The 13,347-nt window shown below is 71.9% G+C and carries 11 protein-coding genes; 6 read left to right on the top strand and 5 right to left on the bottom strand.

The window, feature by feature from the left end; genetic code table 11:
* The first annotated feature begins 222 nt into the window (after positions 1–222).
* Positions 223–1,740 (top strand): FUSC family protein, encoded by a 1,518-nt coding sequence (locus AB0C75_RS19985; RefSeq protein WP_362892555.1) that lies wholly within the window; start codon positions 223–225, stop codon positions 1,738–1,740.
* A 99-nt stretch (positions 1,741–1,839) separates the two neighbouring features.
* On the top strand, positions 1,840–2,910 hold the full coding sequence (locus AB0C75_RS19980; protein ID WP_362892818.1) for a lactonase family protein: 1,071 nt from the start codon (positions 1,840–1,842) through the stop codon (positions 2,908–2,910).
* Between the two features lie 48 nt (positions 2,911–2,958).
* Here the strand turns inward: AB0C75_RS19980 and AB0C75_RS19975 are convergent, their stop codons facing one another.
* The 5 genes from AB0C75_RS19975 to AB0C75_RS19955 form a co-directional block, all read right to left on the bottom strand.
* Positions 2,959–3,882 carry a hypothetical protein gene (locus AB0C75_RS19975; protein WP_362892553.1) on the bottom strand — a complete coding sequence of 308 codons (924 nt, stop codon included), beginning with the start codon at positions 3,880–3,882 and terminating at the stop codon, positions 2,959–2,961.
* A 138-nt stretch (positions 3,883–4,020) separates the two neighbouring features.
* Entirely contained in the window at positions 4,021–5,070 is a 1,050-nt protein-coding gene (locus tag AB0C75_RS19970) for a BadF/BadG/BcrA/BcrD ATPase family protein (RefSeq protein WP_362892551.1), read from the bottom strand.
* Entirely contained in the window at positions 5,067–5,744 is a 678-nt protein-coding gene (locus tag AB0C75_RS19965) for a uracil-DNA glycosylase (protein WP_362892549.1), read from the bottom strand. Before AB0C75_RS19965 ends, AB0C75_RS19970 begins: the two co-directional genes overlap by 4 nt.
* A 126-nt stretch (positions 5,745–5,870) precedes the next feature.
* Positions 5,871–6,392 carry a GNAT family N-acetyltransferase gene (locus AB0C75_RS19960; protein ID WP_362892547.1) on the bottom strand — a complete coding sequence of 174 codons (522 nt, stop codon included), beginning with the start codon at positions 6,390–6,392 and terminating at the stop codon, positions 5,871–5,873.
* An 11-nt stretch (positions 6,393–6,403) separates the two neighbouring features.
* Positions 6,404–7,462 (bottom strand): LacI family DNA-binding transcriptional regulator, encoded by a 1,059-nt coding sequence (locus tag AB0C75_RS19955; RefSeq protein ID WP_362892545.1) that lies wholly within the window; start codon positions 7,460–7,462, stop codon positions 6,404–6,406.
* A 215-nt stretch (positions 7,463–7,677) separates the two neighbouring features.
* Between AB0C75_RS19955 and AB0C75_RS19950 the strand changes: the two genes are divergently transcribed.
* Genes AB0C75_RS19950 through AB0C75_RS19935 form a run of 4 tightly spaced genes read left to right on the top strand, consistent with a single transcriptional unit; the run spans position 7,678 to position 13,224 of the window.
* A complete protein-coding gene (locus tag AB0C75_RS19950; RefSeq protein WP_362892816.1) occupies positions 7,678–8,922 on the top strand; it encodes an extracellular solute-binding protein in 1,245 nt (414 codons plus the stop codon).
* A 23-nt stretch (positions 8,923–8,945) separates the two neighbouring features.
* Entirely contained in the window at positions 8,946–9,872 is a 927-nt protein-coding gene (locus tag AB0C75_RS19945; protein WP_362892543.1) for a sugar ABC transporter permease, read from the top strand.
* Between the two features lie 4 nt (positions 9,873–9,876).
* The gene (locus tag AB0C75_RS19940) at positions 9,877–10,770 is read left to right on the top strand and encodes a carbohydrate ABC transporter permease (protein ID WP_362892541.1); all 894 of its coding nucleotides are present in this window, start codon (positions 9,877–9,879) and stop codon (positions 10,768–10,770) included.
* A 51-nt stretch (positions 10,771–10,821) separates the two neighbouring features.
* Positions 10,822–13,224, top strand: coding sequence for a glycoside hydrolase family 3 N-terminal domain-containing protein (locus AB0C75_RS19935; protein ID WP_362892539.1), 2,403 nt, complete (start codon positions 10,822–10,824; stop codon positions 13,222–13,224).
* The last annotated feature ends 123 nt before the right edge of the window (positions 13,225–13,347 follow it).

The raw sequence follows: 13,347 nt of genomic DNA, 5'->3' as shown, positions 1-13,347 counted from the left end.
GGCTCCCCTGGGAGCTGGGCCGTTGGCTCCGGCGCGGCCGGACCGCGGGAGGCCCGGGTGGGCCAATGGCTCAGTGGATAAGGCTTCGGTTGAACCACCAGCACCCCGGATGCTGCAATAGTCCTGTCAATGGCGCTGCGGGTCCCCCGGGATCTCTGCGGCGCCTTTCTCGTGTCCGCGCTTGTTCCCGCGCCGGTCGATGTGTGAAAGGGGCAGGGCGACTTGCTGAAGAGGGCGTTCGTGGCACCGGATCCGGGGCGGCTGCGGTTGCGGTTCGCCTCCCGGGCCGTGCTCGGCATCGGGCTCGCCGTCGCGCTGTGCGGAGCGGTCGGGCACTCGCCGGCGGCTGCCGTCGCCGGTGGCCTGGCCGCGCTGCTCGCCCTGTTCACGGTGGCCGACCCGACGGTGCGTGGGCAGGCGGTCACGACCGCTCTTCTCCCCGTCGTCGGTCTCCCGGTGCTCACGCTCGCCGCCGTGCTGCACGATGTGCCCGTCGCCCGTGACCTGGCCTTCCTCGCCGTCGTGGGGGCGGGGGTGTACGCGCGGCGGTGGGGACCGCGCGGGCACTCGCTGGGCGTGTTCGGCTTCATGGCCTACTTCTCCGCCCAGTTCCTGCACACGGAGCCCGGTGGCCTGCCCGAGCTGTACGCGGCCGTGCTGCTCTCGCTCGCAGCGTCGTCGGTCGTGCGGTTCGGGCTGTGGTGCTACGAGCGGCGGCTCGGGGCACCCCTGGCACTCGCTCTCCCCGCCGGGGCGTCGGGGCTCGGACGGATCACGACGCGGCAGGCCGTGCAGGCGACGGCCGGGGCCGGCTTCGCGCTCGCGGCGGGGCAGGTGCTCTCCGACCAGCGCTGGTACTGGGCGGTCGGCGCCACCTGGTGGGTGTTCGTGGCCACGACCTCGCGGGGTGAGACGGTGGTGCGCGGGTTCAGACGGTTGCTGGGGACGGTGCTCGGGATCGGGCTCGGCTTCGCCGTGGCCGTACCGCTGCACCATGAGCCGGTCGTGGCCGCCGTGGTCGTGGCCGTCAGCGTGTTCGGGATCTTCTACACCGCCGCCGTCTCCTACACCTGGATGATGCTGGCCGTGACCGTGATGGCGAGCATGCTCTACGGGCTGCTCGGCGTGCTGGACGCGCATCTGCTCGTGCTCCGGGTGACCGAGACGGCTGTCGGGGCGCTCGGCGCCGTACTGGCGGTGCTGTTCGTGCTGCCGGTGACCACGCACGCGGTGACCGAGGCGTGGGTGGAGCGCGCGCTGCGGTGCGTGCACACCTGCACGGCGGAGGCCGCCGCCCGACTCGCCGGGAGCGAGGCCGCCGACCCGCACCGGCGCGCCGCCGAACTGGAGGCGATCCTCGGGCGGGTGCGGCTGACGCTCGGCCCGCTCGTCCATCCGCTCAGTCCGTTCCGCGCGCGCAAGGCGCGAGCCGGGCGGGTGCTCGCGCTGCTCGATGTCTGCGCCCGCGAGGTGCGGGGACTGGCGTCCGTCGCGGCGGACCCGGAGGCGTCCCACGACGCCCGTCTGGCCGCCGCCTGCTGGCGCGTGGAGGCCTCGGTCGAGGCCCTGACGGCACCGGTACGGGCGCGCCGCCGTACCGCGGCGGCCATCGCCGGAGGTACGCAGCACGAGGGCGCCGCCGAGCCCGCGCTGGCGCATCTGCACACCCTGGAGAGGGCACTCGCAGATCTCGCCGCACCCCTGCACAGCTCCCCGCGCGCTCCGCTGATCGGCGTCTGACGCCCCACTCCGGGGCCGGGTGAATCGGACCGGACCAAAATGCGCCGCCTGCTACCGTCGGCCGGGAAGATCGTGACGGACGTGAAGAGGGGTAGCGCGATGGGCGACGACCACGCAAAGCGGGCATTCATAGGGTCGTTCACCTCGGCGGGCGGCCGGGGGATCAGTGTTGTCGCCGTCGACCGGGACACCGGGGCGCCGTCCGTACTGGCCTCCACGGACGCCGTGACCGACCCGTCCTTCCTCGTGACCGGCAGCGCTCCCGGGACGGGGGAACCCGTGCTGTACGCGGTCAGTGAGACCTCCGAGGGCGCCGCCGCGGCATTCGCCGTCGACGAGGACGGCACGCCGCGACTGATCGGCGAGGTGCGGACGGTGGAGGGGAGCAGCCCCACCCATCTGGCCCTCGCCGCCGGTCATCTCCTGACGGCCAACTACGGGTCGGGCAGCGTCACCGCGCTGCCCGTCCAGGACGACGGCTCGCTCGGGCCCGCGACCGGGGTCCTGCGGCACGAGGGCAGCGGTCCCGACGCGGGCCGCCAGTCGGGCCCGCACGCGCACCAGGTGCTGGCCGACCCCTCGGGAAACTGGGTGCTGAGCGTGGACCTCGGCACGGATTCCGTACGTGTCTGCGCCCTCGACACCGCCACCGGCTCTCTGCGGCTGCACAGCGAGACGGCGCTACGGCCGGGGACCGGACCGCGCCATCTCGCCTTTCACCCGTCCGGGGGACACGCGTACGTCCTGAACGAGCTGGAGCCGACGGTCACCGTGTGCCGGTGGGACGCTGCCGGGGGCCGGCTCGAACCGCTGGGGGAGACGCAGGTCCTGCCGCACGACCCCGCCGAGGACACCGCCGTGCGTACGTACCCGTCGGAGCTGGTCGTCTCCCGCGACGGCAGGTTCCTGTGGACAGCCAACCGCGGTCACGACAGCATCTCCGTCCTCACGCTCGACGAGACGGCCGAGAAGCCGGTCCTGGCGGCGGCCGTGGGCTGCGGCGGGCGGTGGCCCCGGGATCTCACCCTCGACCCCACCGGGCAGTGGCTGTACGCCGCGAACGAGCACTCCGGGAACGTCAGCTGGTTCGCCCTGGACGCGGAGACGGGAATCCCGGCACACGCGGGCTCCCTCGACGTTCCCGCCGCCTCCTGCGTGGTCTTCGCCTGACGACTGCCCGCTCCCGGCACCCGGACCGGGCGCCGGGAGCGCGGCGGATCAGTGCGCCTGGGCGCCCTGCGGGGTCGCCGGGGTGATCCCCAGCGTCGTCGCGTACAGGGAGAGCACCAGCTTGCCGATCGCCGGGTAGGCGCCGAGGGGCTCGGCGGTCGAGCAGCCGGCCTCCTTCGCGGCGGCCTCCAGCAGCGCGGCGTCGATCTCCGGGCCCACCAGGTACGGCGCGAGCGCGAGTTGCTCGGAACCGGAGTTCTGCAGCTGCGCCGCGATCGAGGCGACCGAACCGTCCACGTCCAGGGCCGCGGCCATCACCGGTACGGCGAGACGGGCGGCCAGCAGCATGCCGGTGATCCCGGCGGCCTGCACGGCCTCCTCGCCGCCCACAGTGGCCAGCACGATGCCGTCGGCCGCGGTCGCCACGGTGAACAGCCTCGCGCGGTCGGCGCGTGCCAGACCGGCCTCCGAGAGACGTACGTGCAGCGCTTCGGCGAGCAGCGGGTGCGGACCCAGCACGTCGGTCAGTTCCGTCTGCGTACCGCTGTCCACGACGGCCTGCCGTATGCGCCCGATGAGGGCGCTGTCCGGGCCCGCCAGCAGCGGCACCACGACGGCGGACGGGCCGGAGGGCTCGGCGACCTCACGGCCCGCGGCGGTGGCCTGCTCGTAGCGCGCGGTGCGCTCGGCGGCGGCGTGGGTGAGTACGGAGACGAGGGTGGGATATTCGGCGTCGTCGCCGTCGAGGTAGCCGATCTGTGCGTTCAGACCGGGCAGCTCGGAACGGGCGATGCTGATCACTTCCTCGGCCAGGCTGCGCGAGGCCGGGGAAGGGGTACCGGGAAGGGCAAGAACGAGCGCGGCAGCGCCCTCAGGTGCGACCACGGGCTCCGGGCGGCGGTGCCGTCCGGACTGGCGAGGTCGCGGCATTCGTACAGGCAGGCCGGAAGCGGGCCCAGTGGGGGTGCTCATGGCGCCGCATGCTACTGGTTTTGGGTGCCCCTCTGTTCGGGGAGGGGGGCGTCAGGCGTTATCTGTCCGTATATGTCTGTTGAGCGGCAAAGCGGGCAACTGACCTGCTCTGTCCGGACAGGTGATCGGCCGAATCGCCTACGTTACTCCCGGTACGAACAGGAGCGACGGGTGGGGCGGCAGCCGAAGGCCCGGTCCGGCGAGCGCGCGGGCGATCTCCAGCGCGCCGTGCAGCGGATCGCCCTGCGCGGGGACCACCCGTGCCTGCGGAATCTGCCGGGCCAGCTCGCCGCGCAGCGGCCCGAGCAGAGGCTCGCCCATGCGGAACAGCCCACCGGTCAGCGCGACTTCGCAGTCACCGGGGCGGAAGCCGGCGGGGTCCGAGGCGACAGGGTCCGAGCCGGCGGGTTCCGGGCCGGCGGGGCGGGGGCACACCGCGGCCGCCGCTCCGGCGATGTGTGCCGCGGCCTCCCGCAGGATCCCCGCGGCGACCTCGTCCTCGCCTGCGCAGGCCCCGACCTCCGGGGCGAACGAGGCGAGCAGCGCGGGACGGTCCGTACGCGGATAGAGCAGGCCGGGAAGGCCGGTGGCCGGTCCGAAGGCCGCCTCCGACCGCGCCAGCAGCGCGGGCGACCCGCCGCGCCGGCCGTCGTGGGCCCGCATCGCCGCGTCCAGCCCCGCGCGGCCGATCCAGGCGCCCCCGCCGCTGTCGCCCAGCAGATGCCCCCAGCCGTCGGCCCTGCGCCACGACGTGAGATCGGTGCCCAGCGCGATCATGCCGGTGCCGCCCGCGACGACCGCTCCAGGACGCTGCCCCAGCGCTCCGGCGTACGCGGTCACCGCGTCCGCCGCCAGGGCGATCCGCCGCACCCCCAGCGCGTCCGCCAGGGCGCCCGGCAGCCGCGCCCGCAGCTGGTCGCCGAGCGTCGCCATTCCCGCCGCCCCGACCACCGCGGTGGCCACACCTGCTCCGGGCCGGCCCGCCTGCTCCAGCAGTCCGCGTACGGCGGGCAGCAGCTGCTCCAGAAGGTGCCCGGCGTCGATACCGTCCGCCCCTGTCCGCACCGGCTCGGCGCAGACGGTGGTGCGCACCGGGCGGACCGCGTCCACCGTCCCCAGCGCCACACGCAGCCCCGACCCGCCCGAGTCGACGCCGACGACGAAGGGCGGGTCGGGGGCGCTCGTCACGGCAGTCGCCAGTCGACCGGCTGCGCCCCCTGGCGCTGGAGCAGGTCGTTGACCCGGCTGAAGGGGCGCGAGCCGAAGAAGCCGCGGTCCGCGGACATGGGGGAGGGGTGCGAGGACTCGATCGCGGGGTAATCGCGCAGCAGGGGACGCGCATTGCGCGCGTCACGCCCCCACAGCACCGATACCAGCGGCGTCCCCCGGGCCGCCAGCGCGCGGATGGCCTGCTCGGTGACCTCTTCCCAGCCCTTGCCCCGATGCGCTGCGGGGCGCCTGGGGGCCGTGGTGAGCGCCCTGTTGAGCAGGAGCACCCCCTGCCGGGTCCAGGGTGTCAGATCGCCGTTGGAGGGCCGTGGAAGGCCCAGATCCGCGTGCAGCTCCCGGAAGATGTTCTCCAGGCTGCCCGGCAGTGGACCGACGTCCGGCGCCACGGCGAAGCTCAGGCCGATCGCGTGCCCCGGCGTCGGGTAGGGATCCTGCCCCACGATCAGGACGCGTACGTCATCGAACGGCTGCTGGAACGCCCGCAGGACATGGGGCCCCGAGGGCAGGTAGGTGCGCCCGGCGGCGATCTCCTCCCTCAGGAAGTCGCCCATGGCGGCGATGCGTTCGGCCACCGGCTCAAGAGCTTGCGCCCATCCCGGCTCGACGATTTCTTTCAACGGTCGTGCTGCCACGGGCCGCACTCTACTGCCGCCCCGACCCTCCACGGACCCGCCCCTGCCACCTACCCGTTCCCCCGTAGGCCGGGCGGCCGGTTGAGCGACAGCGCTCGGTGCCGAGGCCTGTCGGCCGCTCCTGCCCTACCCGTCGGCCGGTCCGCGCATCCGTGTCAGCAGGTGGGTGGTGCTCCCGTCGGCCTCCTCGATGTCCCGCACCTGCCGGAAGCCGACGCGACGCAGGAGTGCCGACGAGGCGTGGTTCTCGGCGGCGACCGTGGCGTGCACGTCCCGCAGGCCGAGCGGGCCGAACCCGTAGCCGACGAGGGCCGTGGCGAGTTCCGTGCCGAGGCCCTGCCCCCAGGCCGCCGGAGCGAGCGCGTAGATGATCTCGTGGCCACCGGACTCCGGCGTGGGTTTGATCTCCGCGTGACCGACGATCTCCGGGGCCGCGCGGAAACGTACCGCCCACACGTCGAACAGCTCCCGCGCGTACACCTTGGTGAAGATCCGCCCGAACAGAGCGCGGTCCTCGGCCGGACTGGAGGGGCCGTCGCCCATCCAGCGGGAGACGCGTTCGTCCTGGAACAGCGCGACGAACTCCTCCTCGTCGGCCGGTGCGTAGGGGGCCAGCTCCAAGCGCTCCGTGAACAGCCGGGGACTCATGGTGTGCCGCCTCAACGTGCCGGTGGGGCCGTGCTGCTGCGGACCACCAGGCTCGTTGCCAGGTCGACGCGGGTGGTCGCGGGCTGTTTGCCCCTGCCCAGGTCGAGAACCAGGCGGGCCGCGGTCTCTGCCATCTCTATGAGCGGCTGGCGCACCGTGGTGAGCGGCGGGCCGATCCAGCGGGTGAGCGGCAGGTCGTCGAAGCCGACCACGCTGAGGTCCTCCGGGATCCGCAGCCCCAGCTCCCGCGCCGCCTCGTAGACACCGAGTGCCTGAAGGTCGTCCCCGGCGAAGATGGCCGTGGGGGGTTCCGGCAGCCGCAGCAGCTCCAGGGCGGCCGTGTAGCCGCCCTCGTGGTTGAACTCGCCCTCCCGGACGAGCCCCTGGTCCATCGGGATCCCGGAGGTCTCCAGGGCAGCCCGGTAGCCGTCGAGCCGCGCGCGGCTGCACATCATGCGCGCGGGTCCCCCGATGACGCCGATCCGGCGGTGGCCAAGACCCGTCAGATGGCGGGTGGCGGCAAGGCCGCCCTGCCAGTTGGCGGCACCGACCGACGGGATGTCGTCACCCGGGTCACCCGCCGGATCGACGACGACGAACGGGATGGACCGGCTGGTCAACTGGGCGCGCTGCGCCGCGTCGAGGTCCGAGAGCACCAGGATCACGCCGGCCGGGCGACGGGCCAGTACGCCGTCCACCCAGGTCTGGCCCGGGGTGAGCCGGCCCGCGCTCTCCGAGAGGACGAGACTCAGGCCCTCGCCCCTGGCGACGTTCTCGACGCCCCGGACGACCTCCATCGCCCAGGCGCTGTCCAGCTCGTGGAAGACCAGGTCGATGAGCCGGGACTGCTGGGAGGCGCCGCGCCTGCGGCGGTAGCCGTGCTGCAGCAGCAGCTCCTCCACCTTGGTACGCGTACCGGGGGCGACGTCGGCACGCCCGTTCAGCACTTTCGAAACTGTCGGAGCCGAAACTCCGGCCGCTCGGGCGATCTCCGCCAGCGTGGCGGTGCTCTCCGACGACTCGTCGACGGGCGCCTTCTCCTGTTGGGGCTGGACCTTTGCGGGGCTCATGCACGAATCGTAGCTCCCTCGTGGACCCGGACTCCCGTCCGGGCAAGGTTCGTAAATCCTTCCTCCTGACCTCTTGACGGGCCAGAAACACGACCGTACGGTTCCGGCAACATTCGATAGGCACGCCGAAACATTCGACAGAGGGTGCGGTCATGCGGTCGGGGATATTCACTCAGGGCACACGTTCGACGAGATGGGCCGCGGCGGGCGCGGCGATGGTCATGACCGGTCTGCTGGCCGGCTGCGGTTCCGGTGGCGGCGGGAGCGACAGCGGGACCATCACCGCCTACGTCTACGGGGACGACGCGGTCAAGGTCCAGGAAGCGGCGGTCAAGAAGTTCAACAAGACCTCCAAGGTCAAGGTCAAGCTGGTTCCCGTTCCCGGCAGCGACTACGTGAACAAGCTGCGCAGCGCCATGGGTTCGCCCAACGCCCCGGACGTCTTCTACAACTGGGGCGGCGGATCCATCAAGCCGTACGTCGACTCCAAGGGCCTGGTCGACCTGACGTCGACGATCAAGAACGACGCGACGCTCAAGGACGGCTTCATTCCGTCGATCATGACGGCCGGCAGCCTCGAAGGGAAGGTCTACGGGGTGCCCATGCGCGGCATGCAGCCCGTGATGCTCTTCTACAACAAGACCCTCTTCGCCGAGCACGACGTGGAGCCGCCGAAGACCTGGGAGGACCTCCAGGCCGCCATCAAGACCTTCAAGGCCGCGGGCATCACCCCCTTCGCGCTGGGCGGCGCCGAGAAGTGGCCCGAGCTGATGTGGATGGAGTACCTGCTCGACCGGATCGGCGGCCCCGAGGTATTCCAGAAGATGCAGGACGGTGACCCCGAGGGCTGGGGCGACCCGGCGGTGCTCAAGGCGGCCCGGACCGTCAAGCAGCTGATCGACGACGGCGCCTTCGGCAAGAACTTCAACTCCGTGGACTACGGCAGCGGAGCGGCGCCCACCCTGCTCAGCAAGGGCAAGGCCGCCATGCACCTCATGGGTTCGTGGGAATACTCGACGCAGCTGGGCAAGGCCCGCGAATTCGCCGAGAAGGACCTGGGCTGGACCACGTTCCCGACGGTGGCGGGCGGGGTCGGTGACCCGGCGAACATCGTGGGCAACCCCACCAACTACTGGTCCATCAACGCCAGGACCAAGCACAAGGACACCGCGATCGCCTTCCTGAAGACGATGGCGTCGAAGGAGTACGCCCAGGCGCTCGTAGACAACGGTGACGTCCCGACCACGTCCAACGCGGCCTCGATGCTGAGTGGTTCCCCCAACCCCAAGTTCGCCACCGACCAGTACGAAATGGTGGAGAAGGCCCCGAGCTTCACCCTCTCGTGGGACCAGGCACTCGAGTCCAAGTACGCCGAGCCACTGCTCACGGAGATCAGCAAGCTGTTCGCCGGCAAGTCGACCCCTGAGCAGTTCGTCGAATCGATGAAGGCCGAAAAGTAACGATGTCCCACCACACTCCGGTCGTGAAGAGTCGCGGAGACGGAAAGAGGCGCGGAGACGGGAAGGCGGCCGTCGGTAACGTCGGCCGCCCGCCGGTCGCCTGGGCCGTCCCCGGCATCCTCTTCTTCGCCGTCTTCGCGATCATCCCCCTGATGATCGCCCTCTATCTCTCCTTCTGCGAATGGGACGGGCTCGGCTCCCCCACCCTGACCGGCCTGGACAACTGGACCAGGCTCCTCAAGGACTCCGAATTCGGCCAGGCCGCGTGGCTGAGCCTTCTGCTCACCACGATCAGCTGGGCCTTCCAGACCCCGGTGGCCCTGCTGCTGGGTGTCTGGGCCGCGGGCCGCCAGCGCAGCCGCGCCTTCCTGTCCGCGATCTTCTTCATCCCGCTGCTGCTCTCCACCACCGCGATCTCGATGCTCTTCCGTGCCCTGCTGGACCCCAACTTCGGTGTGATCCAGACGATCGGGCCCTGGCTCGGCATCGATCCCAACGTGATGGGCTCGTCCACCGGCGCACTGCTCGTGGTGGCGTTCGTCGGCGGCTGGCAGTTCATGCCCTTCCACACCCTGATCTACCAGGGCGGCGCCCGGCAGATCCCGGAGGTCCTCTACCAGGCCGCCTCCATCGACGGCGCGGGCATGGTGCGGCAGTTCTTCCACATCACCCTGCCGCAGCTGCGCCACACGATCACGACCTCGTCGGTCCTCATGATCGTCGGCTCGCTGACCTACTTCGACACCGTGCTCATCATGACCAAGGGCGGCCCCGGCACGGACACCACGATCCTGCCCTACCTGATGTACCGGACCGGTTTCCAGACGTACGACCTGGGCTACGCGGCGGCCATCGCCACGGCGCTCGTCGTCGTGGCCACCAGTATCTCGCTGATCATGGTCCGGCTCAGTGGCTTCGGGTCCATGCGGTCCACCCGGGAAGGTATGTGACGAGATGTCGATCGACACCCGCCCCGCCGCGCCGCAGCAGCGCGTGACCCCCACCCCGCCGCGTCGCGGCCGTCCGGCCAGGCGCAGGCTCGGCAACCCCGTGGCCGGCATCGGCTCGCTGATCTGGCTCGTCATCGTCATGGTGCCGCTCTACACGCTGGTCTCCGCGTCACTGATGCACCAGGACCAGGCGCTGAACGGCGACCCGCTTGCGATCCCCACGGAGCCCACGCTCGACAACTACCGCTTCGTGCTGGACAGCGGGTTCCTCTCGCTGATCGTCAACACCGCGGTCGTCGCGGTGGCCACGGTCGCCCTCGTGCTGGTGTTCTCCGTACCGGTGGCGTACGTGGCGGTGCGCACCCGCAGCCGCCTCTCGTCGCTCGCCTTCAGGACCTTCCTGCTCGGTGTCGCGATCCCGGCGCAGGCGGTGATCGTGCCCCTGTATCTGATGATCGGCAAGATGGGTCTGTACGACACCCTGTGGGCGATCATCCTGCCCACCGCGGCGTTCGCGATGCCCGTCGCGGTCCTCGTGCTCAGCGGCACGATGCGTGACGTCTCCGAGGAGATGTACGAGGCGATGGCCCTCGACGGAGCCTCGCCCATACGCATGCTCTGGCAGCTGGCGGTTCCGCTGTCCAGGGCCGGGATCAGCACCGTGGCGATCTTCTCCGCCCTGCAGGCGTGGAACGGCTTCCTCTTCCCGCTGATCCTGACCCAGTCGGAGGAGCAACGTGTACTGACGCTGGGGCTGTTCAACTTCCAGAGCCAGTTCGGAGTGAACATCCCCGCGGTCCTGGCAGCGATCGTCCTCTCCGTCATACCCATCTTCGCCGTGTACCTCGTGGCCCGGCGGGCGCTGATCAACGGACTGATGGGGGTGGGCGGCAAGTAGTACACCGACGCCGCCCGGACCACCGCACTCATGAGAGGAACCCCTGCCGTCATGGCGATCCACCCCGTCCCGCAGGCCCGTCAGACCGAACCGCCCCCCGTTGTCGACGGCCCGTGGCGCGACCCTTCGCTCAGCCCCGAGGTGAGGGTGGCCGACCTGGCGTCCCGGATGACGCTGGAGGAGAAGTCCGCCCAGCTGTACGGAATCTGGGTGGGCGCCGACTCGGAGGGCGACGGAGTCGCACCGCATCAGAACGACATGGTCGACCCCGTCGACTTCGAGGACATCACCACCCGCGGACTCGGCCAGCTCACCCGGCCGTTCGGCACCGCCCCGGTCGACCCGGGCGTCGGCGCCGTCTCGCTGGCGACCGCTCAGGCCAGGATCGTCGAGGCGAACAGATTCGGCATCCCGGCGCTCGCCCACGAGGAGTGCCTGGCCGGTTTCACCGCCTGGGGCGCCACGGCCTACCCGGTGCCGCTGGCCTGGGGCGCCGCCTGGGACCCCGAGCTGGTCGCCGAGATGGCCCGGCGGATCGGCGGCGACATGCGCTCGGTCGGTGTCCATCAGGGCCTCGGCCCGGTCATGGACGTCGTGCGGGACCTGCGCTGGGGCCGGGTGGAGGAGACCATCGGCGAGGACCCCTACCTGGTCGCGACCATCGGTACCGCGTATGTCCGGGGCCTGGAGTCCACCGGGATCGTCGCCACGCTCAAGCACTTCGCGGGCTACTCCGCGTCGGCCGGCGCCCGCAACCTCTCCCCGGTCAGGGCAGGCGCCCGGGAGATGGCCGATGTGATCCTGCCGCCGTTCGAGATGGCGCTCCGCGACGGCGGCGCCCGCTCGGTGATGCACTCGTACGCCGAGGTCGACGGGGTTCCGGCGGCAGCCGACCCCGCCCTGCTCACCGAGCTCCTGAGGGACACCTGGGGATTCGAAGGCACCGTCGTCGCCGACTACTTCGGCATCGGCTTCCTCGAAACCCTGCACAAGGTCGCAGCCGACCGCGGCGACGCCGCCCGCGTCGCCCTGACGGCGGGCGTCGACGTGGAGCTGCCCACCGTGCGCAGCTACGGTGACGTGCTGGTCGCCGCGGTGCGCGAAGGACTCGTGGCCGAGGAGCTGGTGGACCGCGCCCTGCGCAGGGTCCTGCTGCAGAAGTGCGAGCTCGGCCTGCTCGATCCGGACCGGCAGACCCTGCCCGCCGCGCTCGACGGGGTGGATCCGGAACGGGCCCGCGGCACGGTGGACCTCGACCCGCCGGGCAACCGGGCCCTGGCCGCGCTGCTCGCCGAGCAGTCCTGCGTCCTGCTGGCCAACCCCGGTGGGGCGCTCCCGCTGAAGGGCACCGGGCGGATCGCGGTCGTGGGGCCACGCGCGGACGACCCGCTGGCCATGCTCGGCTGCTACTCCTTCCCCAGCCATGTCGGGGTCCAGCACCCCGAGTCGCCCATGGGGATCGACGTGCCGACGGTGCTGGAGGCCCTCCGCGAGGAGTTCCCCGGCGTGGGCATCGACTACGCCCAGGGCTGCGAGGTGGACGGCACCGACACCTCAGGGGTCGAGGAGGCCACCGCGCTGGCGGCCGGCGCCGACGTCTGTGTGGCCGTGCTCGGCGACCGGGCCGGGCTGTTCGGCCGCGGTACATCGGGCGAGGGCTGTGACGTCGCCGACCTGGCGCTGCCCGGTCTCCAGGGTGAGCTCCTGGACGCGCTGCTGGCGACCGGCACCCCGGTCGTCCTGGTGCTGCTGACGGGACGGACGTACGCGCTCGGCGGCCGGGCGGACCGGCTGGCCGGCTGCGTGCAGGCGTTCTTCCCCGGCGAGGAGGGCGGCCCCGCGCTCGCCGGTGTGCTCTCGGGGCGGGTCAACCCCTCGGGACGGCTGCCGGTGAGCGTGCCCGACGGCCCCGGCGGCCAGCCGTGGACGTATCTGCAGCCGCCCCTCGGCCGGGCCAACGGGGTCAGCAATCTGGACCCGACGCCGCTCTATCCCTTCGGCCACGGGCTCTCGTACACCTCGTTCGACTGGGAGGCCGGTGCGGACGTGCCGGCCGAGCTTCCCACCGACGGCGAGACCGACCTCGCGGTCACCGTCCGTAACAGCGGGGGCCGGGACGGGGTCGAGGTGGTCCAGCTCTACGTCCACGATCCGGTTGCCCAGACCACACGGCCCGAGGCCCGGCTGATCGGGTACGCCCGGGTGCCGCTCGCCGCGGGGGAGTCCCGGAAGGTCAGCTTCCGATTCCACCCGGACCTCGTCTCCTTCACCGGAACGGGCGGGCGCAGGATCGTCGAGCCGGGCGATCTGGAGCTGCGCTTCGCCACATCGAGCGACGTGGCCGACGTCAAGCACACCGTGCGGCTGCGTCTCACCGGGCCCGAGCGGACCGTCGGCTACGGGCGCCGCATGGTGTGCGCGACATCGGTCGACTCGCCGGTCGCACAGGAATGACGTGGGGGGGGGGGCGGCCCCCCCCCCCCCCCCCCCCCCCCCCCCCCGCCCGCCCCCCCCGCGGCCCGCCCCCCGCCCCAAGCCCGGGGGGCGGGGCCGGCCCCGGCGAGGAAAGAGACCAGC

This window comes from Streptomyces sp. NPDC048565, assembly GCF_040650935.1.
GTDB lineage: Bacteria > Actinomycetota > Actinomycetes > Streptomycetales > Streptomycetaceae > Streptomyces.
This window is presented reverse-complemented; position numbering and strand designations above follow the sequence as displayed.

What these genes read in the sequence shown, in the direction of transcription:
- AB0C75_RS19980 (WP_362892818.1), top strand. Translation starts at nt 1,840, where the DNA reads ATGGGCGACGACCACGCAAAGCGGGCATTCATAGGGTCGTTCACCTCG.
- AB0C75_RS19975 (WP_362892553.1), bottom strand. Translation starts at nt 3,882, where the DNA reads ATGAGCACCCCCACTGGGCCCGCTTCCGGCCTGCCTGTACGAATGCCG.
- AB0C75_RS19940 (WP_362892541.1), top strand. Translation starts at nt 9,877, where the DNA reads ATGTCGATCGACACCCGCCCCGCCGCGCCGCAGCAGCGCGTGACCCCC.
- AB0C75_RS19955 (WP_362892545.1), bottom strand. Translation starts at nt 7,462, where the DNA reads ATGAGCCCCGCAAAGGTCCAGCCCCAACAGGAGAAGGCGCCCGTCGAC.
- AB0C75_RS19960 (WP_362892547.1), bottom strand. Translation starts at nt 6,392, where the DNA reads ATGAGTCCCCGGCTGTTCACGGAGCGCTTGGAGCTGGCCCCCTACGCA.
- AB0C75_RS19950 (WP_362892816.1), top strand. Translation starts at nt 7,678, where the DNA reads ATGGTCATGACCGGTCTGCTGGCCGGCTGCGGTTCCGGTGGCGGCGGG.
- AB0C75_RS19935 (WP_362892539.1), top strand. Translation starts at nt 10,822, where the DNA reads ATGGCGATCCACCCCGTCCCGCAGGCCCGTCAGACCGAACCGCCCCCC.